25 protein-coding genes and 2 pseudogenes are annotated in these 26,129 nt (G+C 63.2%); 16 read left to right on the forward strand and 11 right to left on the reverse strand.

The window, feature by feature from the left end:
• The first annotated feature begins 6 nt into the window (after positions 1–6).
• The 6 genes from BPHY_RS03830 (at position 7) to BPHY_RS03855 (ending at position 6,362) form a co-directional block, all read left to right on the forward strand.
• Entirely contained in the window at positions 7–1,041 is a 1,035-nt protein-coding gene (locus BPHY_RS03830; RefSeq protein ID WP_012400168.1) for a methionine ABC transporter ATP-binding protein, read from the forward strand.
• Positions 1,031–1,684: a methionine ABC transporter permease gene (locus BPHY_RS03835; RefSeq protein ID WP_012400169.1), complete on the forward strand. Its 654-nt coding sequence runs from the start codon at positions 1,031–1,033 to the stop codon at positions 1,682–1,684. Before BPHY_RS03830 ends, BPHY_RS03835 begins: the two co-directional genes overlap by 11 nt.
• Positions 1,685–1,712: 28 nt before the next feature.
• A complete protein-coding gene (locus BPHY_RS03840; RefSeq protein WP_012400170.1) occupies positions 1,713–2,513 on the forward strand; it encodes a MetQ/NlpA family ABC transporter substrate-binding protein in 801 nt (266 codons plus the stop codon).
• 243 nt (positions 2,514–2,756) lie between these two features.
• Entirely contained in the window at positions 2,757–3,506 is a 750-nt protein-coding gene (locus BPHY_RS03845) for an electron transfer flavoprotein subunit beta/FixA family protein (protein ID WP_012400171.1), read from the forward strand.
• Between the two features lie 27 nt (positions 3,507–3,533).
• A complete protein-coding gene (locus tag BPHY_RS03850; RefSeq protein WP_012400172.1) occupies positions 3,534–4,469 on the forward strand; it encodes an electron transfer flavoprotein subunit alpha/FixB family protein in 936 nt (311 codons plus the stop codon).
• Positions 4,470–4,571: 102 nt separating this feature from the next.
• The gene (locus BPHY_RS03855; protein ID WP_012400173.1) at positions 4,572–6,362 is read left to right on the forward strand and encodes an acyl-CoA dehydrogenase; all 1,791 of its coding nucleotides are present in this window, start codon (positions 4,572–4,574) and stop codon (positions 6,360–6,362) included.
• A 72-nt stretch (positions 6,363–6,434) separates the two neighbouring features.
• Here the strand turns inward: BPHY_RS03855 and BPHY_RS03860 are convergent, their stop codons facing one another.
• Complete coding sequence (locus tag BPHY_RS03860; protein ID WP_012400174.1) at positions 6,435–7,721, reverse strand: D-amino acid dehydrogenase; 1,287 nt, start codon at positions 7,719–7,721, stop codon at positions 6,435–6,437.
• A 165-nt stretch (positions 7,722–7,886) separates the two neighbouring features.
• On the opposite strand from BPHY_RS03860, the gene BPHY_RS03865 reads away from it, so the two are divergent.
• Both BPHY_RS03865 and BPHY_RS03870 read left to right on the forward strand, forming a co-directional pair.
• The gene (locus BPHY_RS03865; RefSeq protein WP_012400175.1) at positions 7,887–8,375 is read left to right on the forward strand and encodes an Lrp/AsnC ligand binding domain-containing protein; all 489 of its coding nucleotides are present in this window, start codon (positions 7,887–7,889) and stop codon (positions 8,373–8,375) included.
• A 104-nt stretch (positions 8,376–8,479) separates the two neighbouring features.
• Positions 8,480–9,640, forward strand: a complete 1,161-nt coding sequence (locus tag BPHY_RS03870; RefSeq protein ID WP_012400176.1) for a PA0069 family radical SAM protein — start codon at positions 8,480–8,482, stop codon at positions 9,638–9,640.
• Positions 9,641–9,662: 22 nt separating this feature from the next.
• On the opposite strand, the gene BPHY_RS03875 is transcribed toward BPHY_RS03870, so the two are convergent.
• A complete protein-coding gene (locus BPHY_RS03875) occupies positions 9,663–10,130 on the reverse strand; it encodes an NINE protein (RefSeq protein ID WP_041763711.1) in 468 nt (155 codons plus the stop codon).
• 419 nt (positions 10,131–10,549) lie between these two features.
• On the opposite strand from BPHY_RS03875, the gene rpsP reads away from it, so the two are divergent.
• From rpsP to BPHY_RS03905, 6 genes are all read left to right on the forward strand, one after another.
• Positions 10,550–10,804 (forward strand): 30S ribosomal protein S16, encoded by a 255-nt coding sequence (gene rpsP, locus BPHY_RS03880; RefSeq protein WP_012400178.1) that lies wholly within the window; start codon positions 10,550–10,552, stop codon positions 10,802–10,804.
• Positions 10,805–10,900: 96 nt separating this feature from the next.
• The gene (rimM, locus tag BPHY_RS03885; protein WP_012400179.1) at positions 10,901–11,596 is read left to right on the forward strand and encodes a ribosome maturation factor RimM; all 696 of its coding nucleotides are present in this window, start codon (positions 10,901–10,903) and stop codon (positions 11,594–11,596) included.
• Between the two features lie 24 nt (positions 11,597–11,620).
• Entirely contained in the window at positions 11,621–12,388 is a 768-nt protein-coding gene (gene trmD / locus BPHY_RS03890; protein ID WP_012400180.1) for a tRNA (guanosine(37)-N1)-methyltransferase TrmD, read from the forward strand.
• 144 nt (positions 12,389–12,532) lie between these two features.
• The gene (rplS, locus tag BPHY_RS03895) at positions 12,533–12,916 is read left to right on the forward strand and encodes a 50S ribosomal protein L19 (RefSeq protein ID WP_012400181.1); all 384 of its coding nucleotides are present in this window, start codon (positions 12,533–12,535) and stop codon (positions 12,914–12,916) included.
• A gap of 93 nt (positions 12,917–13,009) precedes the next feature.
• On the forward strand, positions 13,010–13,717 hold the full coding sequence (locus BPHY_RS03900; protein ID WP_012400182.1) for a CoA pyrophosphatase: 708 nt from the start codon (positions 13,010–13,012) through the stop codon (positions 13,715–13,717).
• A 163-nt stretch (positions 13,718–13,880) separates the two neighbouring features.
• On the forward strand, positions 13,881–14,819 hold the full coding sequence (locus tag BPHY_RS03905) for a CobD/CbiB family protein (RefSeq protein ID WP_012400183.1): 939 nt from the start codon (positions 13,881–13,883) through the stop codon (positions 14,817–14,819).
• Positions 14,820–14,907: 88 nt separating this feature from the next.
• On the opposite strand, the gene BPHY_RS03910 is transcribed toward BPHY_RS03905, so the two are convergent.
• Genes BPHY_RS03910 through BPHY_RS03920 form a run of 3 tightly spaced genes read right to left on the reverse strand, consistent with a single transcriptional unit; the run spans position 14,908 to position 17,409 of the window.
• A complete protein-coding gene (locus tag BPHY_RS03910; RefSeq protein WP_041763713.1) occupies positions 14,908–15,192 on the reverse strand; it encodes a putative signal transducing protein in 285 nt (94 codons plus the stop codon).
• A 7-nt stretch (positions 15,193–15,199) separates the two neighbouring features.
• Positions 15,200–16,153, reverse strand: coding sequence for a ribosome small subunit-dependent GTPase A (gene rsgA / locus BPHY_RS03915; RefSeq protein ID WP_012400185.1), 954 nt, complete (start codon positions 16,151–16,153; stop codon positions 15,200–15,202).
• Complete coding sequence (locus tag BPHY_RS03920) at positions 16,150–17,409, reverse strand: M48 family metallopeptidase (RefSeq protein WP_012400186.1); 1,260 nt, start codon at positions 17,407–17,409, stop codon at positions 16,150–16,152. The genes rsgA and BPHY_RS03920 overlap by 4 nt, the downstream gene beginning before the upstream one ends.
• A gap of 88 nt (positions 17,410–17,497) precedes the next feature.
• Here BPHY_RS03920 and orn point away from each other — a divergent pair, with 88 nt between their 5' ends.
• Positions 17,498–18,121 (forward strand): oligoribonuclease, encoded by a 624-nt coding sequence (gene orn / locus BPHY_RS03925; RefSeq protein ID WP_012400187.1) that lies wholly within the window; start codon positions 17,498–17,500, stop codon positions 18,119–18,121.
• A 3-nt stretch (positions 18,122–18,124) separates the two neighbouring features.
• On the opposite strand, the gene mog is transcribed toward orn, so the two are convergent.
• Complete coding sequence (mog, locus tag BPHY_RS03930; RefSeq protein WP_012400188.1) at positions 18,125–18,751, reverse strand: molybdopterin adenylyltransferase; 627 nt, start codon at positions 18,749–18,751, stop codon at positions 18,125–18,127.
• Positions 18,732–19,340, reverse strand: coding sequence for a ribosome biogenesis factor YjgA (gene yjgA, locus BPHY_RS03935; RefSeq protein WP_041763276.1), 609 nt, complete (start codon positions 19,338–19,340; stop codon positions 18,732–18,734). The genes mog and yjgA overlap by 20 nt, the downstream gene beginning before the upstream one ends.
• A gap of 221 nt (positions 19,341–19,561) precedes the next feature.
• On the opposite strand from yjgA, the gene pmbA reads away from it, so the two are divergent.
• Entirely contained in the window at positions 19,562–20,932 is a 1,371-nt protein-coding gene (gene pmbA, locus BPHY_RS03940) for a metalloprotease PmbA (protein WP_012400190.1), read from the forward strand.
• Positions 20,933–21,123: 191 nt separating this feature from the next.
• On the opposite strand, the gene BPHY_RS03945 is transcribed toward pmbA, so the two are convergent.
• The 4 genes and pseudogenes from BPHY_RS03945 to BPHY_RS39095 all read right to left on the reverse strand — a co-directional run.
• Positions 21,124–21,624: a dihydrofolate reductase gene (locus BPHY_RS03945; protein ID WP_012400191.1), complete on the reverse strand. Its 501-nt coding sequence runs from the start codon at positions 21,622–21,624 to the stop codon at positions 21,124–21,126.
• 139 nt (positions 21,625–21,763) lie between these two features.
• Complete coding sequence (locus BPHY_RS03950; protein WP_012400192.1) at positions 21,764–23,251, reverse strand: sigma-54 dependent transcriptional regulator; 1,488 nt, start codon at positions 23,249–23,251, stop codon at positions 21,764–21,766.
• Positions 23,252–23,332: 81 nt separating this feature from the next.
• A pseudogene (locus tag BPHY_RS03955) lies at positions 23,333–24,175 on the reverse strand (hypothetical protein); the annotation flags it as partial.
• A 744-nt stretch (positions 24,176–24,919) separates the two neighbouring features.
• Positions 24,920–25,516, reverse strand: a pseudogene (locus BPHY_RS39095) (C39 family peptidase); the annotation flags it as partial.
• Between the last annotated feature and the right edge of the window lie 613 nt (positions 25,517–26,129).

Consider the following 26,129-nt stretch of genomic DNA (forward strand, 5'->3'; position numbering starts at 1 on the left):
GTTTTCATGATCGAACTACGCAATCTTTCACAGCGTTTTGCGGGGCCACGGGGCTGGGTCGAAGCGCTGCACAACGTCAATCTGTCGATTCCCCACGGCGAGGTATTCGGCATCATCGGGCGCAGCGGCGCGGGTAAGAGCACGCTGGTGCGCACAATCAACCTGCTGACGCGTCCGACGGAAGGCAATGTCGTCGTCGACGGCTGCGACCTCACGACGATGCCCGCCGCGCAGCTGCGCGAGGCGCGCCGCGAGATCGGCATGATCTTCCAGCACTTCAATCTGCTGTCGTCGCGCACAGTGTTCGACAACGTCGCGCTGCCGCTCGAACTGGCCGGCATGAAGCGCGCGGAAATCGAGGCGCATGTGCTGCCGCTGCTCGAACTGGTCGGGCTGTCGGCCCAGAAGGACCGCTATCCGTCGCAGATCAGCGGCGGCCAGAAGCAGCGCGTGGGCATTGCGCGCGCGCTCGCGAGCAAGCCGAAAGTGCTGCTGTCCGACGAAGCGACTTCCGCGCTCGATCCCGAAACGACGCGCGCGATTCTCGATCTGCTTCGGCGCATCAACCGCGAACTGAAGCTGACCATCGTGCTGATCACGCACCAGATGGAAGTGATCAAGCAGGTGTGCGATCGCGTCGCCGTGCTCGACAACGGCCGGGTGGTCGAAGAGGGCAAGGTCATCGACGTATTCCTGCGACCGCATCACGAAGTCACGCGCGCGCTGATCGGCGACGTGATCGCGCAGGAGTTGCCGCCCGCGTTGAAGGCGCGCGTCGCCGAGCGTCTGAAGACGGGCAGCCGTCATCTGCTGAGGCTGGCATTTACGGGCTCGGGCGTCGATCAGCCGATTCTCTCGGAGACGATTCGACGCTACGAACTGGACTTCAATATCCTGCACGGCCAGATCGACGAGATCCAGGGGCAGGCATTCGGCTCGCTCGCGGTGCTCGCGGGCGGCGAGCCGACGAAAGTGGCGCAGGCAATGACGTTCCTTCGGGAACAGGGTGTGGTGGTGGAGGAGCTGTCGTATGTTGAGTGAAATGTTCGATATGTTCGTGCAGTCGTTCTGGGAAACGCTGATCATGGTCGGCATCTCGGGGCTGATCGGCGCGGCCGTCGGTCTGCCGCTCGGCGTGGCGCTGTACCTGACGGATCGCCAGGGCGTGCTGCAGAATCTGCCGTTCAATCGCGCGATGGGCGTCGTCGTCAACGCAGTGCGCTCCGTGCCGTTCATCATTCTGCTCGTCGCGGTAATTCCCTTTACGCGGCTCGTGGTCGGTTCGTCGATCGGCACGGCGGCGGCCGTCGTGCCGCTGACGATCGCCGCCGCGCCGTTCATCGCGCGCCTCGTCGAGACGGCGCTGCGCGAAGTCGATCGCGGTCTGATTGAAGCGGCGCAGGCGATGGGCGCGACCACGTCGCAAATCGTCTTCAAGGTGCTGTTGCCGGAGTCGCTGCCGGGCATCGTGGCCGGTCTGACGATCACCTTCGTCTCGCTGGTCGGGTATTCGGCGATGGCGGGCGCGATCGGTGGCGGCGGTCTGGGCGACCTGGGCATTCGCTACGGCTATCAGCGTTTTCTGCCGGAAGTGATGGTGACGGTCGTCGTGATCCTGATCGTCTTCGTGCAACTGGTGCAGTCGTTCGGGGATTGGCTCGTGCGTCGTCTCAGCCACAAATAAACAACTTCAAGAGAAAAAAGGTTTGGTCATGCAACGTCGTTTCATTCTGAAAATCGCGGCCACGCTGGGCGCGGCATCGCTCATCGGCGCATCGTCGCTTGCCTTCGCCGACGAATCGATCAAGGTCGGCGTGACGGGCGGTCCTCACGCGCAACTGATGGACGTCGTAAAGACAGTCGCGGCGAAGAACGGCCTGAACATCAAGATCGTGGAGTTCTCCGACTACGTGCAGCCGAACGCGGCGCTCGCGGGTGGCGACCTCGACGCGAACAGCTACCAGCACGACCCGTATCTGCAGGCGCAGGTGAAGGACCGCGGCTACAAGGTGATCAGGGTCGCGGATACCGTGACCTTCCCGATGGGCATCTATTCGAAGAAGGTAAAGTCGCTGGCGGAGCTGCCGAACGGCGCAAAGATTGCCGTGCCGAACGATCCGACCAACGGCGGCCGCGCATTGCTGTTGCTGCAAAAGCAGGGCTTGATCAAGCTGCGCGCCGACGCGGGCCTGAAGGCGACACCGCTCGACATCGCCGAGAACCCGAGGAAGCTGAAGATCGTCGAACTCGACGCGGCGCAAATTCCGCGCTCGCTCGGCGATGTCGATGCCGCGGCCATCAACACGAACTTCGCGATGGAAGCGGGCCTGAAGCCGAAGCAGGATGCGATCGCGATCGAAGACCCGAAGGGTCCATATGTGAACATCATTGCGATCCGCGAGGCGGACCGCAATAAGCCGTGGGTGGCGAAGCTGATCGCGGCTTACCACTCGCCGGAAGTGAAGCAGTTCATCGAAAGCAAGTTTGGCGGCGCCGTCGTCGCAGCGTGGTAATGACAAGTCGAGCCGTGAATGTGGCGAATCTTGCCAGCATCGACGCAACCAGCCCGAATTGGTAGCAACCCGGACTTGGCCTCCGGGTTTTTTCCGGATTAGAATAGCACGACCGTTCGCTATTCCCGCTACACTGCTGGCAAGCGATATCCTGAAACACCACGCAATCCCGGAGCGGCTGCCGCAGAGGCTATCGCTATAATGTCCGTCGGGTTGACGTATTCGTAACTTTGGAGCGTGTGCATGAAAATCCTGGTGCCAGTCAAGAGAGTGGTTGACTACAACGTGAAGGTCCGCGTGAAGTCGGACAACACGGGCGTCGACATTGCCAATGTGAAGATGTCGATGAATCCGTTCGACGAAATCGCTGTCGAAGAAGCCGTGCGTCTCAAGGAAGCAGGCGTGGCGACGGAAGTGATCGCCGTGTCGGCGGGCGTCACGCAATGTCAGGAAACGCTGCGCACGGCGCTGGCGATCGGCGCGGACCGCGCGATCCTGATCGAATCGAACGAAGACCTGCAGCCGCTGGCGGTCGCGAAGCTGCTCAAGGCGCTGGTCGACAAGGAACAGCCGCAGCTGGTGATTCTCGGCAAGCAAGCGATCGACGACGACTCGAACCAGACGGGCCAGATGCTCGCCGCGCTGGCGAACCTGCCGCAGGCGACGTTCGCCTCGAAGGTCGTGATCGCCGACGGCAAGGCGACCGTGTCGCGTGAAGTGGATGGCGGCGCGGAAACCCTGTCGCTGAAGCTGCCCGCAGTCGTGACGACCGATCTGCGCCTGAACGAGCCGCGCTACGTGACGCTGCCGAACATCATGAAGGCGAAGAAGAAGCCGCTGGAAACCGTGAAGCCGGAAGATCTCGGCGTCGATGTGACGCCGCGTCTGAAGACGCTGAAGGTAAGCGAGCCGCCGAAGCGTTCGGCCGGCGTGAAGGTGGCCGACGTGAAGACGCTGGTCGAGAAGCTCAAGACGGAAGCCAAGGTGCTTTGATTTTTCGGGCACACGGAGACGAATGAAATGACGATTCTGGTAATTGCTGAACACGACAACGCGTCGATCAAGGCTGCCACGCTGAATACGGTGGCGGCGGCACAGAAGATCGGCGGTGATATCCACGTGCTGGTCGCAGGTCACAACGCGCAGGCTGCAGCCGATGCAGCGGCGAAGATCGCGGGTGTCTCGAAAGTGCTGCTCGCCGATGCGCCGCAACTGGCCGAAGGCCTCGCTGAGAATGTCGAAGCGACCGTGCTGAACATCGCGAAGGACTATTCGCACGTCCTCGCACCGGCCACGGCTTACGGCAAGAACATCGCGCCGCGTATCGCCGCAAAGCTGGACGTCGCGCAGATCAGCGACATCACGGCTGTCGATTCCGCCGATACGTTCGAGCGCCCGATCTACGCCGGCAATGCGATCGCGATCGTGCAATCGGCTGATCCGATCAAGGTCATCACCGTGCGCGCAACGGGCTTCGATCCCGTGGCAGCCGAAGGCGGCAGCGCATCGGTCGAAAAGATCGAAGCTGCGGCTGATAGCGGCATCTCGCAGTTCGTGAGCCGTGAAGTGACGAAGCTGGATCGTCCGGAACTGACGTCGGCGAACATCATCGTGTCGGGTGGCCGGGGCCTCGGCAGCGGCGAGAACTACACGAAAGTGCTGGAGCCGCTCGCCGACAAGCTCGGCGCAGCGATGGGCGCGTCGCGTGCAGCCGTCGACGCTGGCTACGTGCCTAACGACTATCAGGTCGGCCAGACCGGCAAAATCGTCGCGCCCCAGCTCTACATCGCGGTCGGCATCTCAGGCGCGATCCAGCATCTGGCGGGCATGAAGGACTCGAAGGTCATCGTCGCGATCAACAAGGACGAAGAAGCGCCGATTTTCAGCGTCGCGGATTACGGTCTGGTTGGCGATCTCTTCACGGCGGTGCCGGATCTGGTGAAGGAACTCGGCTGACCGACTGACGCGCCGCCTGGCGGCGCGCGACACCGGCGGAAAGAGGCGCTAGGATGACGAATCCAGCGCCTCTTTTTTCTTTGGGGGCGGAAGGAGACACAGATGAGCTACGCGGCACCCATCAAGGACATGCTGTTCGTGATGCAGGAACTTGCCGGACTGGAAGACATGGCAGGCCTGCCCGGCTTCGAAGAAGCGGGTCTGGAAACGGCGCAGGCCGTGCTGGAAGAATCGTCGAAGCTGTGCGGCGAAGTGCTGGCGCCGCTGAACGTCGAAGGCGACCGGAATCCGAGCACGTGGAAAGACGGCAAGGTGACGGCGAGCCCCGGTTTCGCCGACGCGTTTCGCCAGTTCGCCGCGGGCGGCTGGCAGGGCGTGCAGCATCCCGCCGAATACGAAGGCCAGGGCCTGCCGAAGCTGATCGGGACGGCTTGCATCGAGATGCTGAATGCGTCGAACCTGGCATTCGCGCTGTGTCCGCTGCTGACCGACGGCGCCATCGAGGCGCTGCTCACCGCCGGCAGCGAAGAACAGAAACAGACCTACGTGCCGCGCCTGATCTCGGGCAACTGGACGGGCACGATGAACCTCACCGAGCCGCAGGCCGGCTCGGATCTCGCGCTGGTGCGCACGCGCGCCGAGCCGCAGGGCGACGGTTCGTACCGGATCTTCGGCACGAAGATCTTCATCACGTGGGGCGAGCACGACATGGCGGACAACATCGTCCACCTGGTGCTCGCGCGTACGCCGGATGCGCCCGAAGGCGTGAAGGGCATTTCGCTGTTCGTGGTGCCCAAGTTCCTCGTCCATGCTGATGGCTCGCTCGGTGAGCGCAACGACGTGCACTGCGTGTCGATCGAACACAAGCTCGGCATCAAGGCGAGCCCGACGGCCGTGCTGCAGTTCGGCGACCACGGTGGCGCAATCGGTCACCTGATCGGCGAGGAAAATCGCGGCCTCGAATATATGTTCATCATGATGAACGCGGCGCGTTTCGCGGTCGGCATGCAGGGCGTGGCCATTTCGGATCGCGCATACCAGAAGGCGGCCGCGTACGCGAAGGAGCGCGTGCAGAGCCGGCCCGTCGATGGTTCGTCGAAACAGGCGGTATCGATCATTCATCATCCGGACGTGCGTCGCATGCTGTCGACGATGCGTGCGCTCACGGAAGGTTCGCGCGCGCTGGCGTATGTGGCCGCGGCGCACAGCGACATCGCGCACCATCACGCGGATCAGGCGAAGCGTGCGGAGCATCTCGCGATCTACGAATACCTGGTGCCGATCGTAAAGGGCTGGAGCACGGAGCTGTCGGTCGACGTGACGAGCCTGGGCGTGCAGGTGCATGGCGGCATGGGCTTCATCGAGGAAACGGGTGCCGCGCAGTACTACCGCGACGCCCGTATCCTGCCGATCTACGAAGGCACGACGGCGATCCAGGCAAACGATCTGGTCGGCCGCAAGACGCTGCGCGACGGCGGCGCGGTGGCGAAGGCGCTGCTGGCGGACATCGCACAGACGGTCGAAGCACTCAAGCAGCACAAGGGCGCAGCCTTCGCGTCAATGCAGAAGCATCTGTCGCGTGGGCATGACGCGTTGCAAACGACGGTGGCGTTCGTCGTCGCGAATGCGAAGAGCGATCCGAACGCGGTGTTTGCGGGCAGCGTCGCATATCTGAAGCTCGCGGGAATCGTGCTGGGCGGCTGGCAGATGGCGCGCGCGATGCTCGCCGCGCAGGCGAAGCTCGATAACGATCCGTCGTTCTATGGCGCGAAGATCGCGACGGCCCAGTTCTTCGCGGAGCACGTGCTGCCGCAGGCCGTGGCGCTGGAGGCGTCGATTGTCAGCACGAAGGACGGCGAAGGCATGCTGGCCTTGCGCGAAGACCAGTTCTGACATCCCCGGTGCATCGAACAACAACGGCGCCCGAGGGCGCCGTTGTTTCGTCAACAAAATCCCATCGCGGAATCAGGCATAAGCCGGACGCGTCTGGCCTGCCGTTTCGCCGAGATAGCGATGTACCGACAGGTCGCCCGACTGGATCGCGGGGCGCTTGCCCGAGATCAGATCGGCGAGCAGTTGACCCGAGCCGCACGACATCGTCCAGCCAAGCGTGCCATGACCTGTGTTCAGGAACAGGTTCGACACGGGCGTGCGTCCGACGATCGGCGTGCCGTCCGGCGTCATCGGACGCAGGCCCGTCCAGAACGTCGCTTTCGACGTATCGCCGCCGCCAGGGAACAGATCGTTGACGCACATTTCGAGCGTTTCGCGGCGCGCCTGCTTCAGCTTCTTGTCGAAGCCCACAATCTCCGCCATCCCGCCGACACGAATCCGGTCGTCGAAACGCGTGATCGCAATCTTGTACGTCTCGTCGAGCACCGTCGACACGGGCGCGGACTTCGCGTCGACGATCGGCGCCGTGATCGAGTAGCCCTTGAGCGGATACACGGGAATCTTGACGAGACCCGACAAAAACTGGGTCGAGTACGAGCCCAGCGCGACAACGAAGTTGTCGGCGCGCACCATTTCATTGCCGCACTTCACGCCGGCGATGCGGCCGCCTTCCATCGCGAGTGCGTCGATCGGCGTGTTGTAGCGGAACTTGACGCCCAGTTGCTCGGCGAGCGCAGCGAGGCGCGTCGTGAACAGCTGGCAATCGCCCGTTTCGTCGCCAGGCAGGCGCAGGCCGCCCGTCAGTTTGTGCGATGTCGCGGCGAGCGCCGGTTCGGCACGCGCGAGATCGGCCGGCATCAGCAGTTCGTACGGCACGTTCGCTTCCTCGAGCACGGCGATGTCTTTCGCGGCGCCGTCGAGTTGCTGTTGCGTGCGGAACAGCTGCAGCGTGCCGCCCGTGCGGCCTTCGTACTGAATACCCGTTTCGGCGCGCAGCGCCTGCAGGCAATCGCGGCTGTATTCGGCGAGTCGCACCATGCGGCCCTTGTTGACGGCATAGCGCGCGGATGTGCAGTTCTGCAACATCTGCCACATCCATTGAAGCTGGAACTGCGTGCCGTCGAGCCGGATGGCGAGCGGCGCGTGTTTCTGGAACATCCATTTGACGGCCTTCAGCGGCACGCCCGGCGCTGCCCACGGGGCGGCGTAGCCCGGCGAAATCTGGCCGGCGTTCGCAAAGCTCGTTTCGAGCGCAGGACCCGCCTCGCGGTCGATCACGGTGACTTCATGACCCGCGCGCGCAAGATAATAGGCGCTCGTTACCCCGACGACGCCACTGCCCAGAACGACGACTCGCATAGCTGCTCCATAAAAGGTCGAATGGCTCGCGGCGTAGTGAAAACCTCGCGCTTCGTAATTTGTTCGATTGACGAGGTGAAATGCCGGATACCCAGTGTTAACCGCTATACTATTTCCGTTGCACTAGGTTTTGTTATTGTATTTTGTAGATTTTCAGTAAATACTATGCGTACACAGCGCCATCCGGTGCGAGCCCTCGACAAGCTCGATCACAAGATCCTGAAAATCCTCCAGATCGACGGCCGGATCGCGATGAAGGAGTTGTCCGAACAGGTTGGTCTCTCCGTGACGCCGTGCATCGAGCGCGTCAAACGCATGGAGCGCGACGGTGTGATCACCGGCTACTATGCGCGCGTGAATCCCGCGGAGTTGGGCGCGGCGCTGCTCGTTTTCGTCGAGATCACGCTCGATCACAAGAGCGGCAACATGTTCGACCAGTTCCGCCGCGAAGTGCAGAAGATCCCGGAAGTGCTGGAATGCCATCTGGTGTCGGGTGACTTCGACTATCTGATCAAGGCGCGCATCGGTGAGATGGCCGATTATCGCAAGCTCCTCGGCGACATCCTCCTGCAATTGCCCGGCGCAGTGCAGTCGAAAAGCTACGTCGTGATGGAAGAAATCAAGGAAACACTGACGATCGCGGTCGGGGAATGACGGGCTCCCCACGCTGAATCGACGGGTCGCTGCCGCAGCCGAACCGGCCCCCAAAATCGAACTCGACAAAGACGGTAAACACTGTATATTTGTACAGTATTCAAATGCTGTTCTTGACGTGTGCCGTGACCGACTTCGACCGAGACATTCCTGAATATCCGATCGCGCCGCCTGCTCCGCGCAAAGGGCGCGGCGCGGTGACGAATCTGCAGGGCCGCTACGAAGTGGATCAGCGCGAGGCGGTCGACGACGGCTGGATAGCGCCGTCGGAAGAAGAATCAGGTCGTCCGGCGTTGCGTACGCAGATTTTCGAGGAGCGCGCGAAAAGCATCCTCACCCATAACGAGTCGCCGGACATCCCGTTCAGCGTGTCGCTGAATCCGTATCGCGGATGCGAACACGGCTGCATCTACTGCTTCGCGCGGCCCACGCACAGCTACCTCGGCTTGTCGCCGGGCCTCGACTTCGAGAGCCGGATTTACGCGAAGGTCAACGCGCCCGAACTGCTGGCGCGGGAGATGGCGAAGAAGTCGTATGTGCCCGAGCCGATTGCGCTCGGCGTGAACACGGATGCGTGGCAGCCCGTCGAACGCGATTTGCAACTCACACGGCGGATTATCCAGGTCATGAGCGACCACAATCAGGCGTTCGCGGCAATCACGAAAAATTCGCTGATCGAGCGGGATATCGATCTGCTCGCGCCGATGGCCGCGAAAGGGCTGATGATGGCCGCGATCACCATCACGACACTCGACGCTGACATCGCGCGCACGCTCGAACCGCGTGCGGCGACGCCCGCGCGGCGGCTCAGAACGATCCGTGCGTTGAGCGAGGCGGGCGTCCCCGTGGGCGTCAGTATTGCGCCCGTGGTCCCATTCGTCACCGACCAGGACATGGAGCGCGTGCTCGAAGCATGCGCGGAGGCTGGCGCGACCAGCGCGAGCTATATCGTGCTGCGTCTACCGTGGGAGGTCGCGCCGCTCTTCAAGGGTTGGCTCAAAGCGCATTTCCCCGATCGCGCGGAGCGGGTGATGAACCGCGTGCACGACATGCGCGGCGGCAAGGACTACGATTCGTCGTTTTCTACGCGTATGAAAGGCGAGGGGCTGTGGGCGGACCTGCTAAGGCAGCGTTTTGCTAATGCAGTTCGGCGGGTCGGGATGAACGCTCGCAATCACGGCATTCTCGATATGTCGCATTTCCGGCGCGTGGAGCCGCGCGAGCCCACGGCACCTCAACCTTCGCCGCAGATGAATCTCTTTTGACTACCGGCTTGCGGCAGGCAGCTTATTGCGAAATTGCTTTTGCGGCTTCAACCTGAGATTCGAAGTAGGTTTGGAACGCCAGTGCGAGGCCCGTCATCAACAGAAACGCGCCAATCAGCAGCGAAAAGATCACGACGAAGATGACGGCCCAGCCCGAGCGACTGTGCTGCCCGGTATGCGCGTTGAACTGGGCGTCCCATTTGTCGTCGGGGCGAAGGCCATAGACGATCGCCGCAAGGAAAGCCGCCAGCAACGATACGGCGCCGGGAAACGCGAGCACCCAGCCCATGATAGCGGCGCGCTCGGTGGCGACCAGCAGCGTGAAGCCGGGAATGCCGATGATCGTGCCGACCAGATGCGCCCAGCCCCACACATCGCGCAGGCCATGCAGATAGAAGCGGTGCGCGCCGAGCATGCCGAACAGGAAGGCGAGCGCGGCGGTCAGGGTCTTGGAACGAAAGCGGACGTGATGCGTAGCGACAGTAGCCATGAACGTGAGCGACAGGATGACGGATGGCGTGCGATGGCTGCGCTCTGGCGCACAGCCGACGCGCATTCTACGCCGCCCGCTTCGTGCGTGGCGCGTGGCGCCAGTTATACCGGGGACTCGAATTGATCGGTCAGCCGTGCCGTAGACGCGGCGAATGTCCAACATCGAATCCGGGTCGCGAAGAGGACGTGGCGCTCGCGCGACGACTGCCGGCAAGCGGGCAAGCAGCGTCGAGAAGCGTTTTGCGGCTTTCCACTAACGGTCGTTCAGGCTTCTTCGACGTCCGTCAAAGCGAAAATTAAACGTCTGTTGCGTCCTCCGCGCTCAGTTTATCGCGCTAAGTGTTTGTTGTGATTTTGGTTTCAGGATATAATCGCGTGTTTCAGTAGTTTCGAACCCCGGTTTTCAAGGATTCTAGTATGGTCATCATCCGCTTGGCTCGTGGCGGCTCGAAGAAGCGCCCGTTCTACAACATCGTCGCAACCGATTCGCGTAGCCGTCGTGACGGCCGCTTCATCGAGCGCGTTGGCTTCTACAACCCGGTCGCTACGAAGGGTGAGTCGCTGCGTATCGCTCAAGATCGCCTGACGTACTGGCAAGGCGTTGGCGCACAACTGTCGCCGACGGTCCAACGTCTGGTGAAGGAAGCGCAAAAGGCGCAACCGGCTGCGTAAATTGCAGTTTCACGGTGCATCTTCGGCTCGTGCGACAGTGGTTTTGCGCGAGTCTGGGATGTACAGGTTTGACGTATGCAGGCTTGAGGTTCGCTGATGTCGGAGCGTGATTCGGGTAGTTCAGGTCGCGCGAAGGCGAAAAGGCAGCCTGGCGCGAAGGCGCCATTTGGCCCGTTCGTCCGCAAGCCGGTCGAGAAGGTCGAGGCGAATGCCGCAGCGGCGCAGAAAGCTCGCGCTGAATCGGCGGAAAGCTGGCCCGACGACGCAGTCGAAGTCGGCGCAATCGTCGACGCATACGGTCTCAAAGGTTGGGTGAAGGTGGCCGCGCACGCGGACGCCGGTCATGGCGGCGACGCCTTGCTCAGCACGAAACGCTGGTGGCTCGAGAAGGGCCGCGAGCGTCAATCGACGCCCTGCCTGCAGTCAAAGGTTCACGGCGACAGCATCGTTGCGCAACTGGGCGGCACTGCCGACCGCGATGCTGCCCTTGCGTTGCGCGGTCACCGCGTGTACGTCCGCCGCCGCGATTTCCCCGCGCTCGGAACCGACGAATATTACTGGGTCGACCTGGTTGGTCTCGATGTCGTGAACGAGGCGGGCATCGAACTCGGTAAGGTTGCAGATCTGATCGACAACGGTGCGCAGTCGGTGTTGCGCATCGAGTATCCGGCTATTGGCAAAGACGGCAAGCCGGTGATCGGCGAACGCTTGATCCCGTTCGTCGGCGTCTATGTCAAAACGGTGGATCAGGCGGCGAAGAAGATCATCGTCGACTGGGAAGCCGATTACTAGAACATTCGCTTCACGGAGAGAGCGATGCAGTTCGATATCGTTACGCTCTTTCCTGACATGTTTCGCGCGCTGACCGACTGGGGCATCACGAGCCGCGCAGCGAAGCAGGAGCGTTATGGTTTGCGCACGTGGAATCCCCGCGATTTCACAACCGACAACTACCGCACAATCGACGATCGCCCGTACGGCGGCGGACCCGGCATGGTCATGCTGGCCAGGCCGCTGGAAGACGCGATCAACGCCGCGAAAGCGGCCCAGGCAGAGCAGGGCATTGGCGGCGCACGCGTCGTGATGATGTCGCCGCAAGGCGCCACGCTCAATCACGACAAGGTCATGCGCTTTGCCGCCGAGCCCGGTCTGATCCTGCTGTGCGGCCGCTATGAGGCGATCGATCAGCGTCTGATCGATCGTGTCGTCGACGAAGAAGTTAGCCTCGGCGACTTCGTGCTGTCGGGCGGCGAGTTGCCGGCAATGGCATTGATTGATGCCGTCGTGCGACATCTGCCGGGCGTGCTGAACGATGCGCAATCGGCGGTGCAGGACAGTTTCGTCGATGGCTTGCTGGATTGCCCGCACTACACGCGTCCGGAAGAATACGACGGCGTGCGTGTGCCCGATGTGCTGCTCGGCGGCCATCATGCGGAAATCGAGCAATGGCGGCGGCGCGAGGCTCTGCGCAATACGTGGTTGAAGCGGCCCGACTTGATCGTGCAGGCCAGAAAGAACAAGTTGTTGAGTCGCGCCGACGAGGCGTGGCTCGCAAGTCTCGCGAAGGACGCATCGAAGCATTGAGCTTCGGGCGACGACGCGGGATCGAGGCGGAGCCGTCCATGCGTGGCCGGTTCCAGATGTGAACCCATCCTCTATCGGGGCCGTAGCCGGGCGCGAAGCGCGAGGCAGGTACGAACGCCGACAAGATGGCACCAGGAGTCAGTAATGAATCTGATTGCAAAACTTGAGCAGGAAGAAATCGAGCGCGCGCTCGCAGGCAAGACCATTCCCGAATTCGCCCCCGGCGATACGGTGATCGTGAGCGTCAACGTGGTTGAAGGTAACCGCAAGCGCGTTCAGGCCTACGAAGGCGTCGTGATCGCAAAGCGTAACCGTGGCCTCAACTCGTCGTTCATCGTCCGCAAGATTTCGTCGGGCGAAGGCGTCGAGCGTACGTTCCAAACGTATTCGCCGCTGCTGGCAAGCATCGTCGTGAAGCGTCGTGGTGATGTGCGTCGTGCAAAGCTGTACTACCTGCGCGAGCGTTCGGGCAAGTCGGCTCGAATCAAAGAGAAGCTGGTGTCGAAAGACCGCGCTGCTCAAGCGTAAAAGCTGTAAGAAAAAGCACCCCTCGCGGGTGCTTTTTTGTTTGTCAGGTCAAAATAGCGTTCTGTCCCACCAGCGCTCGTTTCGAGATTTCCATTGACCGCGCCTTCCCGTCCGTCCCGTCCCGTCTTTGACCCCGAAAGCTTGCCTGTCGAACCGGCAGACCTTGTTCTGCCTGCTATCCCGTCCGATCGCCTGACGCCGGACGGCTTGCGCGCGCGTTTCAAACACGACCTGCCGTGGGAGCAGGAGACGCGCGAGGTGCGCTGGCGCGAGACGGCCGACCCGCGCGTCGCGGCCGTGCTTGTGGCGCTCGTCGTTCGCGAGGAGGGACTGACCGTGCTGCTCACGCAGCGCACGGCGCATCTGAACGATCACGCGGGGCAGGTCAGTTTTCCCGGCGGTCGTCACGAGCCGCACGACGCCACGACGACGGCCACGGCATTGCGGGAGGCGCAGGAAGAGGTCGGGCTCGATCCGTCTCGTGTCGAAGTGCTCGGCACGTTGCCGGAATACCTGACGGGCACCGGGTTTCGCGTGACCCCTGTCATCGGCCTGGTCCATCCGCCGTTCACCGTGCAGGCCGACACCTTCGAAGTCGCGGACATCTTCGAAGTCCCGCTGCGCTTCCTGATGGATCCGAAAAACCACGAAGTGCGCGTGCTGAACTGGGAAGGCGGTAACCGTCGTTTTTTTGCAATGCCGTATCCTCGCGGCACGTCGGGCGGAACGGGCGGCGATTACTTCATCTGGGGCGCAACGGCGGGCATGTTGCGCAATTTCTATCGCTTCCTCGCCGCCTGACAGGCAGCGCCGCAATCAGCACACAGGCTTGCCGCATTACGTTTGTATTGCAGCGGCTCAGCCTCATCCGACCCTGTGCTATCGTAATAACGAATTCCGCTTATCGGACCAGACCGTCCGGCACTCATTGCCCGGCAAGAACTCGAATAGCACGGCGTCTCGCATGACTTTTTTCTCCGTATTGCTGGCCCTCATCCTCGAACAGGTGCGCGCGCTGTCGCCGAACAACCCGGTGTCGGCGCTCCTTCAATACCATGCGGAGTCGACCGCACACGGCTTCGATGCCGGCAAGGAAAAGCACGGGTTCCTCGCGTGGCTCGTCGTCGTGCTGCCCTGGACGCTCGTCACGGGCCTGATCTACTTCGTGCTCTATGAGATTCACTTTGTGCTCGCGTTCCTGTGGAACGTTGCGGTGCTGTACTTCACGCTCGGCTTTCGCCAGTTCAGCCATTACTTCACCGACATCCATTTGTCGCTGAACAACGACGACGTGCCGCGAGCGCGTGAAATCCTCAACGAATGGACGGGCCTCGATACCGTCGACATGCCCGTGAGCGAGATCGTGCGCCACACGTTGATTCACGCCGTCGTCGCGTCGCATCGACATGTGTTCGGCGTGTTCTTCTGGTTCCTGATTCCCGTCGGCCCGGCGGGCGCGGTGCTGTATCGCACGGCCGAGTATCTCGCGCGCACGTGGTCGAAGCCCACCGACGACCGGACCGTTGCGTTCTCCACCTTCGCGCAGCGCGCGTTCTTCGTGATCGACTGGATTCCGTCGCGTTTGACGTCGCTCGGTTTTGCGATCGTCGGCAATTTCGAGGACGCGATCTATGCGTGGCGCAACCACGCGCGCCAATGGCCCGATGCGAACGACGGCGTGTTGCTCGCCGCGGGCAGCGGCGCGTTGGGCGCACGTCTGGCGGGCCCGCTCGCGGAAGTATCGAGCCTCGACGCGCTGGCGACGGGCGACGGCGGCCCGATGCCCGTCGGCGACGACTGCACGCCGCGCACGCTGCAATCGGCGGTGGGCCTTGTATGGCGGGCGGTGATCCTGTGGATGATCCTGCTGCTGATGCTGACCATCGCCGTCTGGCTCGCCTGAGCCGAAACGCTGGCACATTGACGCGACAAAACGTCGACGCGGAAAGGCGCGCTCAACCGTCCAGAGGATCACGCGCCGTTCCGCAGTTCTAGCACACGGTGAACTGCGCTTCGAGCATCTCCTGGCAATGGGCGCATCGCCAGCGCGGCGCATCGGCTGCCGGCCCGTTGCGGGCTGCGTCGATCAGCTTTCTTGCCAGCGCTTCGTCGCGTTCGTCGACGAGCCATAACTCCGGCGCGCACTGATCCGCCGGAATTTCACCGATCGCGCCGCTCAGGTAGCGGTTATGCAATTCGCACTCGATACCCGCTGCCGCCAGCACATTTACCCAGTGCTGCCCTATCACGACATTGGGTGCGCGCATCAGCTTCATCATGCGATTAGCGGACGATCTGGCTCGCCTCGTGCACGAGCTGTGCGTAGAGCGCATGCCGTTCCTTCGCGATGCGTCCATCGGCGACCGCTTCGAGAATCGCGCAGCCTGGCTCGTGCAGATGATGGCAGTTGTAGAAGCGGCACTCGGCCAGAAGCGGCCTGAACTCGGGAAATGCGCGCTCGAGCTTGCCTTCCGTCAGATGGTGCAGGCCGAACTCCTGGAAGCCGGGCGAATCGATCAGCGCGCCTTCGCTGCCCGGTAGCGGATAGAGGCGCGTGAACGTGGTCGTGTGGCGGCCGCTATTGAGCGCCGTCGAGATCTCGCGCGTCGCCACTTCGGCATCGGGAATCAGCAGATTGACGAGCGTCGACTTGCCCATCCCCGACTGGCCCAGAAGCAGCGTGGAATGGCCGTTCAGATGCGCTTCGAGCGTCGCGCGTGCGGCGTCGGGCTGCCCCTTGATCGACACTTCGAGCACCGTGTAACCCAGCCCGCGATACAGCTGGAGCCGCTTGCGCGCGAGCGGCAGCGCGGCTTCGACGTCGATCTTGTTCAGCACGATCAGCGGCTTCAGCTCGTTCTCCTCCGCCGCGACGAGCGCGCGCCCGAGCAGGTCTTCGCTGAAATGCGGCTCGGTGGCGAGCACGATCAGCAACTGATCGAGATTCGCCGCGAACAGCTTCGACTTGTACTGGTCCGAGCGATACAGCAGATTGCGCCGTTCGCCGATCTCGACGATCACGCCCTGATCGGCGGACGTCGGTTCGTATAGCACCTGATCGCCGACGGCGATCTCGCTGCGCTTGCCGCGCGGGAAGCATTGCAGGATCGCGCTGCCGTCTTCGGGCGCGACGATGTAATGACGGCCATGCGCGGCGATCACGAGGCCGCGCACGCGATCCTGCGCGCGGTCGTTGGCAGTCGCCGCGCGCAGCGCTTTCGGGGAACGGCCGCTCATGCGTGGCGCAGCAGCCGGTCGATCCGCTGCGAGGCGGGCGGGTGCGAATAGTAGAACGCGGTATAGATGGGGTCGGGCGTGAGCGTCGATGCGTTGTCTTCATACAGCTTGACGAGTGCGTTGACGAGATCCTTCGCATCGGTCTGCGTCGCGGCGAACGCGTCGGCTTCGAACTCGTGCTTGCGCGAGGCGAGGCTGCCGAGCGGCGTCACGAAGAACAGGAACACGGGTACGGCGAGGAAGAACAGCACGAGCGCGAGGCCGTCGTTGCTGCCCGTCATCGACGGACGCACCCCGAGACCCTCGAAGAACCATGTGCGCTGCGTGAGCCAGCCGAGCAGCGCGAGCATCGCGAGGCTGATCAGGAAGGTGACGATCATCCGCTTGATCACATGGCGGCGCTTGAAGTGGCCGAGTTCGTGCGCGAGCACCGCTTCGATCTCGCTGCCCGACAGACGCGAGAGCAGCGTGTCGAAGAACACGATCCGCTTTGACGACCCGAAGCCCGTGAAATACGCGTTGCCATGCGCGGAGCGGCGGCTGCCGTCCATCACGAACAGACCCTTGGCGGCGAAGCCGCAGCGCGTCATCAGCGCGTCGATACGCTGCACGAGCGCCTCGTCTTTCAGCGGCTCGAACTTGTTGAACATCGGCGCGATGAAGGTGGGGTACAAGATCAGCACGAGCATCTGGAACACGACCCAGACGACCCACGTCCACCACCACCAGTACGTGCCCGCCTGATTCATCAGCCACAGCACGACGAAGAGTAGCGGCAGCCCGAACGCGGCACCGAGCAGCACGCCCTTGATGCGGTCGACGACAAAGATGCGCTTCGTCATCCGGTTGAAGCCGAAGCGCTGCTCGACCACGAACTGACGGTAATAGTCGAAGGGCAGTTCGATCGCGCTCGTGATCGCGATGACAGCCGCCACCAGGGCGATCTGACCGATATAGCCGTGCCCGAGCCAGTCGCCGACGGCGAGCGCGAGCGCCTGCACGCCGCCGAGCAGCGTCAGCCCGATCAGCACGGCCGCACCCACGACGATTTCGGCCATGGTGAGGCGCGTGCGCTCGATGGTGTAGTCGGCGGCGCGCTGATGCGCCGTGAGGGCGATCGTGCCCGTGAACTGCTGCGGCACGCTCTCGCGGTGCGCTGCCACGAAGCGGATTTGCCGCGACGCGAGCCACAGCTTCGTGACGACCATCGCCACTACGGCGAGCACGAACAGAACGGTGAAGTACAGAGTAGGCATCCGGGGAATCCGTGGGTTCTATGCGAGAATTATATGTTTGTTCCCGCTTGCGGGCGGGAGCGCGCCATCCAAATCAGGGTTGCCTTCAATGACTGACATTATCGAATCCGTCGACCAGCCGCTCGCGCGCACCGACATGAATCTCGTCTGGCTCGACATGGAAATGACCGGGCTCGATCCCGACAACGACCGCATCATCGAAATCGCCGTGGTCGTGACCAATTCGACGCTCGACAAGATGGTCGAAGGCCCCGTGCTGGCTATCCACCAGAGCGACGAAACGCTCGGCAAGATGGATGACTGGAACAAGAACACGCATGGCCGTTCGGGACTGATCGACCGGGTGCGGGCATCGACGGTGACGGAAGCGGACGCCACAGAGCGCATCCGCGCTTTTCTCGGCCAGCACGTGCCGCCTGGCAAGTCGCCGATGTGCGGCAACTCGATTTGCCAGGACCGCCGTTTCATGGCGCGCTGGATGCCCGAGCTGGAAACGTTCTTCCATTACCGCAACCTCGACGTCAGCACGCTGAAGGAACTGTGCCGCCGCTGGCAGCCCGCGATCTACAAGGGTTTCCAGAAGCGCGCGATGCATACAGCATTGGCCGATATCCACGAATCGATCGACGAACTCCGCTACTACCGCGAGCACTTCCTCGTTCCGGCCGCGAGCGCAGCTGACGCGTCGTCCAGCGACGCGAGCGCGCAATAGGGTTCAGCTTTGCCGCGGAGCGCGCACCGCGTTCTTCGGCCGGAACGCCGTCACGACGGCGGCGTTCGTCTCGATGTAAGGGCCGCCGATCAGGTCGATGCAATACGGCACCGCGGCGAAAATGCCCGGCACCTTCGCTTTCCCCGTCTCGTCGCGCAGACCTTCCAACGTTTCCTTGATCGACTTCGGCTGGCCCGGCAGATTGATGATCAGCGCGGCGCGCTCGGCCGTTTCGCGGATCACCGCGACCTGACGCGAAAGAATCGCCGTCGGCACGAAATTCAGGCTGATCTGCCGCATCTGTTCGCCGAACCCGGGCATTTCCTTCGTACCGGCTGCGAGCGTCGCTTCCGGCGTCACGTCGCGGCGCGCCGGGCCGGTGCCACCCGTCGTCAGCACCAGATCGCAACCCGCCTCGTCGACAAGTTCGATCAGCGTCTTCGTGATGGTCGGCGCGTCGTCCTGAATCAGACGCGTTTCCGTGCGAAACGGCGATGTCAATGCGCCGGCTAGCCATTCCTGCAATGACGGAATGCCCTTGTCTTCATAGATGCCCGTGCTCGCACGGTCGCTGATCGACACCAGGCCGACGATCAGTTCGTCGGGGTGATTACGCGTGGGATTCGTCATCGTGGTCGTCCGCCTCGTCGGAATCGTTGCTGTCGTCGTCGCCGCCCGCGCCGCCCGCGTTCTTGATCCACTGGAACAGCTCGCGGAAGTAGCGCGGTGCCTTGCCTTGCTGCGCTTCCTTGCGGGCGTTGCGAATCAGCGTGCGGCCTTCCTGCGGATCGGCGGCGGGGTGCTGGCGAATGAACTCGGTCAGTGCGGCGTCGTCGGCGAGCAGCTGTTCGCGCGTGCGTTCGATCCAGTGCAGGCGCGCCGTCTCCGACTTGTTGACGCCCTTGTACTTGTCGAGCGCTTCGCGCAGCGTGGCCGTTTCGTCGTCCGTCAGGCCGCGCATGACCTTGCCGACGTACTGCATCTGGCGGCGCTTGCCTTCGTGATCGGTGATGCGGCGCGCTTCGCGCACGGCTTCGTCGAGCGCTTCGGGCAGCGGCATGCGCTTGAGCGCGTCTTTTGGCAGCGCGACGATCTCTTCTCCCAGCGCCTGCAGCGCGTGCATTTCGCGCTTCAGTTGCGATTTGCTGGGACGGTCATACCCGTTGTCGTCGACGACGGCGGCGGGTTCCATGGGTTGAATGCGGGTTTTGCGTGTCATGCGCGATATTGTAGCTTGCCGGACAGCGCCGGCAGGACGAGGTATGGTCGTCGCAGGCATCGACGCGGGGCGCATTCGCGAATGCCAGGTGCGGCGGCGTAGAGCTTGCTATGATCGCGGGATACGTCGGCGCACAGGCCGGCTGGATACAGCGCTTGCAACGACGAACTCTCGCGGGCTTCGGCCCGGACGGCACCGCAAACTCAGGACGGCAAACGACAATGGCAGCAGACACGGAAGCCAGGCAACGCTTTTTCCCGCACACGCAGGACGAGCTGAAAGAAATCGCCTCCGACATTCTTCGTCACGCAAAGGCGCTCGGCGCAACCGACGCGGCCACCGAAATCTCGGAAGGCGACGGGCTGTCCGTCTCCGTGCGCCGCGGCGAAGTGGAGACGATCGAGCACAACCGCGACAAGATGGTCGGCGTGACGGTCTTCATTGGCAACAAGCGAGGTAATGCAAGCACGTCCGACTTTTCGTCCGAGGCGCTGAAGGACACGGTCATGGCCGCGTACAACATCGCGCGCTTCACGGCCGAAGACGACTGCGCGGGTCTTGCGGAAGAAGAATTGCTCGAAACCCACCCGCGCGATCTGGATCTGTATCACCCGTGGAATCTGGACGCCGACGAAGCCGTCGAACTGGCTCGGCGCGCAGAAGATGCCGCGTTCGCGACGAATCCGATGATCAAGAATTCGGAGGGCGCGAGCGTATCGGCGCAGCATTCGCAGTTTGTGCTCGGCACGTCGCGCGGATTCCTGGCGGGTTATCCGTATTCGCGTCACTACATCGCGTGTGCGCCGATCGCGGGCAGCGGCCGCAACATGCAGCGCGACGACTGGTACACGTCGAAGCGCAGCGCGGGCGAGCTCGCCGATCCCGAAGCCGTGGGGCGCTATGCCGCCGAGCGCGCATTGGCGCGCATGGGCGCGCGCAGTCTGGACACGCGCAAGGTGCCCGTGCTGTTCGAAGCGCCGCTCGCGGCGGGACTGCTCGGCGCGTTCGTGCAGGCGACGAGCGGCGGCGCGCTGTATCGCAAGACATCATTCCTCGTCGACAGTCTGGGTAAGCCCGTATTCGCGCCGCATGTGCAGGTGGTCGAAGATCCGCACGTGCCGCGCGCGATGGGCAGCGCGCCGTTCGACGAAGAGGGCGTGCGCACAAAGCAGCGTTCGGTGGTGAAGGACGGCGTCGTCGAGGGCTATTTCCTGTCCACGTACTCGGCGCGCAAGCTCGGCATGCCGACGACGGGTAACGCCGGCGGTTCGCATAACCTTTCGCTGCGCAGTTCGTTGACGCAGCCTACCGATGACTTCGAAGAGATGTTGCGCAAGCTGGGCACCGGTTTGTTGCTGACCGAATTGATGGGGCAGGGTGTCAACTACGTGACGGGCGATTATTCGCGCGGCGCGTCCGGGTTCTGGGTCGAGAATGGCAAGATCCAGTATCCCGTCGAGGAGATCACCGTGGCGAGCACGTTGCAGGAGATGTTCCGGCATGTCGTCGCGATTGGGGCGGACACGATTGTGCGCGGGACCAAGCAGACCGGTTCTGTGCTGATTGAACGGATGACTGTCGCTGGGCAGTGATCTCGTTTTAGCCGGCGGCTGGCCTTCGATTTGTGAGCCTCTTTTCGCTGGTATCCGCGTTTCGTTTCTGGTTTGCTGGCGTTGCCCCGCACAGGGGCAACGCATGAGTACGAAGGCAAAACGCGGATGCCGGCAAAAAAAACCAAAAACCAACCAACTAGAAGCGTCGCCGACAAAAATACCCATCAACCTCAAGTGGCAAGGCGCCGATAAACCACAAAGGCATATTCAAAGTCATTGGGCTCTTTGGCCTGATGCGTCTCCCGCGAGACCTCTTGCCAGTGCGCCACATCAGGCGCAGGAAACCAGGCATCGCCATCGAAATCGGCGTGAATTTCAGTCACGATCATTTTGTCCGCGCGCCGCAACCCTTCCTCATACAGCTGCGCACCGCCTATCAAAAACGCCTCGCCCGCACCATCGCGCGCGGCGAGCGCCAACGCGTCGTCGAGATTCGTCACGGTATCGCAGCCCTCGAAGCGGCGCTGCGCATCGCGCGTCACGACGATATTGCGCCGCCCCGGCAACACACGGCCAATTGATTCATGCGTCTTGCGCCCCATCACGATGGGTGCGCCCATCGTCGTGCGCTTGAAGAAAGCGAGGTCTTCGGGAAGCCGCCAGGGCAGCTGGTTGTCACGGCCGATCACGCCATTGCGGGCGCGAGCGACGATCAGGGTGAGCGTCGTCATGCGAATGAAAAAGCGGTAGGGAGCAGGGTACGAAAGCGAACGCCGATTCTACCCGACAGCCTGCCGTCCAGCCGAACGCTTGCCGAAACGCGAGCCGAAACGAAAAGCAATCACCCGTGCAAGTGCACGCAAACGCCCGTCATTCGCCCTTGTCGTCACCCGACGCGTCCCGCAATCCATGCGTGCTCATCAGCCGGTACAGCGTCACGCGCGAAATGCCTAGATCCACTGCCGCCTCGTTGAGACGGTGCCGATGCCGCAGCAGCGCGGCCTCGATCGCGCGCTTCTCGGCCACTTCGCGCGCCTGCGCGAGACTCATCGTCTGCTGCTCGCTGAACTGCGCGAGGTCCAGATCCTCGGCGGAGATCAGCTTGCTCTCCGCCATCACGATCGCGCGCCGCACCCGGTTGATCAGCTCGCGCACATTGCCGGGCCAGTGGTAGCTGTACATCGCCTCGATCGCCGACGGCGCGAAGCCGCGAATCTTGCGCGCGCTGTCCGTCTTGAACTTGCCGAGAATGTGATGCGCGAGTAGTTCGATGTCCTTGCCGCGCGCGCGCAGCGGCGGCTCGTCGACGCGCAGCACGCACAGCCGGTGAAACAGGTCCTGGCGGAAGCGACCTTCGCTCATCGCGCCTTCCAGATCGACGTGGGTCGCCGAGATGATACGCACGTCGACGGAAATCGATTCGTGGCCGCCCAGACGCTCGATCTTGCCTTCTTGCAGGAAGCGCAACAGGCTCGCCTGGCTCTCCATCGGCAGGTCGCCGATTTCGTCGAGAAACAGCGTGCCGCCGTTGGCCGCCTCGACGCGCCCGATCTTGCGCTGGTTCGCGCCCGTGAACGCGCCGCGCTCGTAGCCGAACAACTCCGACTGCAGCAGGTGATGCGCAATCGCACCGCAGTTGATCGGGACGAACGGCGCCTTGCGCCGCGGCGAACGCTCGTGGATCGCCAACGCCGTCAGTTCCTTACCCGTGCCCGATTCGCCCGAGATGAACACGCTCGCATCCGTGTTCGCGACCTTGCGGATCGTGCGGAACAACTGCTGCATCGCTTCGCAGGTGCCGACCATCTCATCGTCGCTGACGGCCGTCGTGTCGGGCGGCAGGTCGGCGTCGCTGAGATGGATCATTCCGTATGCATGGCCGACCAGGTAGTCGATTGTCGCGTGTGCGACGGGAAGCTTCACGTAGTCGAAGCAATAGTGGCGGATCAGCCGCCGCACGGCGGGGTCCGCGAGCCTTTCGGGATTCGCCAGCGCGATCCAGCCGACCTGCTGCTGGCGCAGGCCCGCCTCGAGCCCCGGCAGATCGCGCGCCGGAAAGCTCGCCATGTCGACGATGCCCGCGCACAAGGTCGCGGGCTTGATGAGCTTGCCGATATCGTGTGCCGAGCGCGCGACGAGCACGCTCCAGCCGCGGCTCTTCAGTTGCTCGACGAGCGCGTCGTCGGGCGTGCGGGCCGCGTACAGGAGCACACGTGCGCGTGCCCGGGGCGCGGCGCCGCGCGGCGCGTCGACGGCTGCGGGGCGCGCAGCGGACGTTTCCGATCCGCGCGAGGCGGCAAGACGCAGCCGGGAGCCGGCGAGCGGGGTAACGGAACTCAAATGAGAAGATTCGCGCACGATCTGCCTCGTATCGGTGTCACGTCAAAAGGTGTAGGGAAAGCGCAGGCCAGTGACATAGTTCGGCCCGTCGGGCGTCATGCCGATCGCGCTCGAATTCGCCGACGCGTCGGACAGCGTGTTCGCCGCGCCGCCCGCGCCGCCGACGATGAACGGGCTGTGCCGGTACACATACGGCACGCCGACGTCGAAGCTCATGCGGTCTGTCAGGCCGTAGCGCGTGTCGAGGTCGGCCATGATCTGGTGCGACTTGGTCTGCCCCAGATTGATATTGCCGAGAAAGATCGCGTCGAGCGCGAGGAAGCCGGATAGCTGCAGCTGCCGGCGGTCATAGTAGGAATCGCTGATGCCCCAGTCCAAGGTCAGCTTGTGGTCGAAGAGCGGCGCGTGCTCGCGTTGCACGACGGCTTCCTCGGCCTGCGTGCGCACTGGTTCGGCCGCTTTCTGCGTCTGCCCGACGGCGCCTTCCGGCATGCCGGCGCCGCTCGCCTGTGCGTTCGGATTGCTGGTGCCGGGCGAGCCCGTCGCCGTCGTGTCTTCCGGCGCGGGCGGATTCACGGGCACGCCCGCCGCGCTGCCCGGCGCTGGCGCACCCGGCGTCACCTGCGCGAGAGGCGGCAGCGGCATCGGCAGGCCGTCGGCGCCCGGCTGCCCCGCGACGGCCGCATTGCCGGCAGGCACGCCATAGCCCGGCGCGCCGCGGCCGCGCTGCGACTTTTCCAGATTCGTCACCTGTCGTTCCTGCGACTGGATCTGCCGCTGCTGCTCATCGACGACGCGCCTCAGCATGTTGACCCGTTCTTCGAGCGACTGGTTGCCAATGGACTGAGCGAAAACCCCCTGCGAAAGCGCGCGCAGCATCGCGGCGGCAGGAATAGCCGCGAGCCGGACCCGCGGCTTTCCGCCTGTTGTTTCGTTCATCATTGTTTTCTTCCCCCGGTGAAAGTGGCAGCGCCTGATTCGTTCTGATGCTGCCGCCTTTAGTACGGCTTCTCCTCCTGGTGACACGGGTTGACGGGTGGCGGCCCGCCTTATCTCCTTGCATTCACCGCGTTTTGCAGAGCTTGTAGTACGCCTGCCTGGCGCAGCATCGCGGACGAGATGGGTGCCGTGTGCAGCGAGATCTGCAACTGGTTGGCGACTTGCTGGTTATTGCCTGCAATGTGCAGCAGTTGCGCAATCGCGCCGGCCTGTTGCGCGTTGCCCGGTGCAATGGTTTGCGACGCAATGCCGGCGGGCGTCTGCCGCCCGACCGTCACGCCGCCGTTGCCGAGCGAAATGTCCGCCTTGACGTTGCCCGCCGTGTTCGATGCCGCCGCGCTCTGGGCACGGGTGCCGCCCGCCACCAGTTGCCGATGGTTGTTGAAGTCGATCGTCGCCGTATTGAATCCGGGGTTGCGATCGCCCGCGACCTGCGTGACCTGCAACACGCGGTTGACCGCGATGTGCTGTCGGCCGCCGGGCCGCGCATTCGGGTCTGCGCCCGGATTGCCGTGGCCGTCGGTGACGCGCGCGAGCGTATTGACGTTGGCCGTCAGCGCGTTCGCCGCATCGCGTGCAACGGAAAGAGGGCCTTGCGCGAGCGCCTTCGCGCCGTTCGGCAACTGCCATTGCGAAAGCACGTTCAATACGAAACCGGCGATGATTTGTCCGCCCGCGCCTTTTGGGCGCAGGTTCGCGCAGCCGCGAGGCCAGCGACTCGTTGTCCTGCAACAGCGGGGAATCGTCCCTGAACGGTTTCCCGACGACTGCGAACACGAGACCATTGATTTCGCGAAATCCTCCTCGAGCAGGGTCCCGTTGCCGAGTGCGGGGGCCGCGATGAAGATGCGGCCGTCCTGCGCGTGCTTGACGATCACGAAATGCTCATAGCCGTCGAGGTTCATCAGAACCATGACGGGAATCTGGAGGTGATACAGCGCGTCCGTGTTCACCCGGAAGCCGCGGCCCCGCAGCCCGATCGTCTCGAGGGATTTCTTCATGTCGAGCATCGAGAAGCCGTTCCTCACCACCACCTCCGGCGTCGAGACAACCATCATCCGGCGGATCAGATCCGTTTTGGGGATGTCGATCCCGCAGTCGTACTTGAGGAGGGTCGCGAGCGCCGCCGCACCGCAGCTGTGTCGAACTGCTGGCTGACGATATGGCGGCAACGCAGGTCCCTCATCGAGTGCACCGTTTAGTAAGCGGAATACCTGCGAGGGTAGACGTGTCGACGCTCGCCTGTGCGTGCACTTGCGCACACAATCCGCAAGTTGGAAGCACGGCGGTGGATACGGCGCGACGTTCCGCCGGCGATGGGAGAGCCGGGACATGCTGGTCTCCTTCCCGAATGCGCCGGCGGCTGCATCGGCCGCCGGCGCATCCCGTATGGCTGTTCCTGCTACCGCTGCCTGTTTAGCGGCTCGTATCCATCGAGGCGATGTTGAGACCGTTGAGCTGCTCGTTGCCCGAGCCGCCCGCGTTCTTCACGCCGATGTTGCCGCTCACGTTCGTCGCCGCGTTGTTGCCGTAGTCGCCGTCAGCGTGCCCGCCTTCTGCGTGTTGATGTGCTGGGTGACCGAGCCAACCACCTCGACATCCGTCTTGGAAACCGACGAGCTGAAGCCCCACTGCGCGGACGCGCTGTCATGCGTTTTCGATTTTTCGCGTCATAGCCGCTCGACTGCTCGCCATACGCGACGTAGTCCGAGCCCTGCCACGGCGTGTTGTGCGATGCGTACTCGTAGCTGCCGCTCGCATGGTCGGCCGCCGACATGTGGCCGCCGCCGTCGATGGCCTTGTAGCTGTTGTCGCTCCGCGTCGCACAGCCAATGAAGCGATCGTTTTACGTATCGCTGACTTAATCGTTATGGACCGCGAAGTAGTTAGCACTGGT

The organism is Paraburkholderia phymatum STM815 (assembly GCF_000020045.1).
Classification (GTDB): domain Bacteria; phylum Pseudomonadota; class Gammaproteobacteria; order Burkholderiales; family Burkholderiaceae; genus Paraburkholderia; species Paraburkholderia phymatum.

Excerpts from the sequence above, each read along its gene's own strand:
- BPHY_RS03830 (WP_012400168.1), top strand. The coding sequence starts at position 7 with ATGATCGAACTACGCAATCTTTCACAGCGTTTTGCGGGGCCACGGGGC.
- BPHY_RS03835 (WP_012400169.1), top strand. The coding sequence starts at position 1,031 with ATGTTGAGTGAAATGTTCGATATGTTCGTGCAGTCGTTCTGGGAAACG.
- BPHY_RS03840 (WP_012400170.1), top strand. The coding sequence starts at position 1,713 with ATGCAACGTCGTTTCATTCTGAAAATCGCGGCCACGCTGGGCGCGGCA.
- BPHY_RS03845 (WP_012400171.1), top strand. The coding sequence starts at position 2,757 with ATGAAAATCCTGGTGCCAGTCAAGAGAGTGGTTGACTACAACGTGAAG.
- BPHY_RS03850 (WP_012400172.1), top strand. The coding sequence starts at position 3,534 with ATGACGATTCTGGTAATTGCTGAACACGACAACGCGTCGATCAAGGCT.
- BPHY_RS03855 (WP_012400173.1), top strand. The coding sequence starts at position 4,572 with ATGAGCTACGCGGCACCCATCAAGGACATGCTGTTCGTGATGCAGGAA.
- BPHY_RS03860 (WP_012400174.1), bottom strand. The coding sequence starts at position 7,721 with ATGCGAGTCGTCGTTCTGGGCAGTGGCGTCGTCGGGGTAACGAGCGCC.
- BPHY_RS03865 (WP_012400175.1), top strand. The coding sequence starts at position 7,887 with ATGCGTACACAGCGCCATCCGGTGCGAGCCCTCGACAAGCTCGATCAC.
- BPHY_RS03870 (WP_012400176.1), top strand. The coding sequence starts at position 8,480 with ATGCTGTTCTTGACGTGTGCCGTGACCGACTTCGACCGAGACATTCCT.
- BPHY_RS03875 (WP_041763711.1), bottom strand. The coding sequence starts at position 10,130 with ATGGCTACTGTCGCTACGCATCACGTCCGCTTTCGTTCCAAGACCCTG.
- rpsP (WP_012400178.1), top strand. The coding sequence starts at position 10,550 with ATGGTCATCATCCGCTTGGCTCGTGGCGGCTCGAAGAAGCGCCCGTTC.
- rimM (WP_012400179.1), top strand. The coding sequence starts at position 10,901 with ATGTCGGAGCGTGATTCGGGTAGTTCAGGTCGCGCGAAGGCGAAAAGG.
- trmD (WP_012400180.1), top strand. The coding sequence starts at position 11,621 with ATGCAGTTCGATATCGTTACGCTCTTTCCTGACATGTTTCGCGCGCTG.
- rplS (WP_012400181.1), top strand. The coding sequence starts at position 12,533 with ATGAATCTGATTGCAAAACTTGAGCAGGAAGAAATCGAGCGCGCGCTC.
- BPHY_RS03905 (WP_012400183.1), top strand. The coding sequence starts at position 13,881 with ATGACTTTTTTCTCCGTATTGCTGGCCCTCATCCTCGAACAGGTGCGC.
- BPHY_RS03910 (WP_041763713.1), bottom strand. The coding sequence starts at position 15,192 with ATGAAGCTGATGCGCGCACCCAATGTCGTGATAGGGCAGCACTGGGTA.
- rsgA (WP_012400185.1), bottom strand. The coding sequence starts at position 16,153 with ATGAGCGGCCGTTCCCCGAAAGCGCTGCGCGCGGCGACTGCCAACGAC.
- BPHY_RS03920 (WP_012400186.1), bottom strand. The coding sequence starts at position 17,409 with ATGCCTACTCTGTACTTCACCGTTCTGTTCGTGCTCGCCGTAGTGGCG.
- orn (WP_012400187.1), top strand. The coding sequence starts at position 17,498 with ATGACTGACATTATCGAATCCGTCGACCAGCCGCTCGCGCGCACCGAC.
- mog (WP_012400188.1), bottom strand. The coding sequence starts at position 18,751 with ATGACGAATCCCACGCGTAATCACCCCGACGAACTGATCGTCGGCCTG.
- yjgA (WP_041763276.1), bottom strand. The coding sequence starts at position 19,340 with ATGACACGCAAAACCCGCATTCAACCCATGGAACCCGCCGCCGTCGTC.
- pmbA (WP_012400190.1), top strand. The coding sequence starts at position 19,562 with ATGGCAGCAGACACGGAAGCCAGGCAACGCTTTTTCCCGCACACGCAG.
- BPHY_RS03945 (WP_012400191.1), bottom strand. The coding sequence starts at position 21,624 with ATGACGACGCTCACCCTGATCGTCGCTCGCGCCCGCAATGGCGTGATC.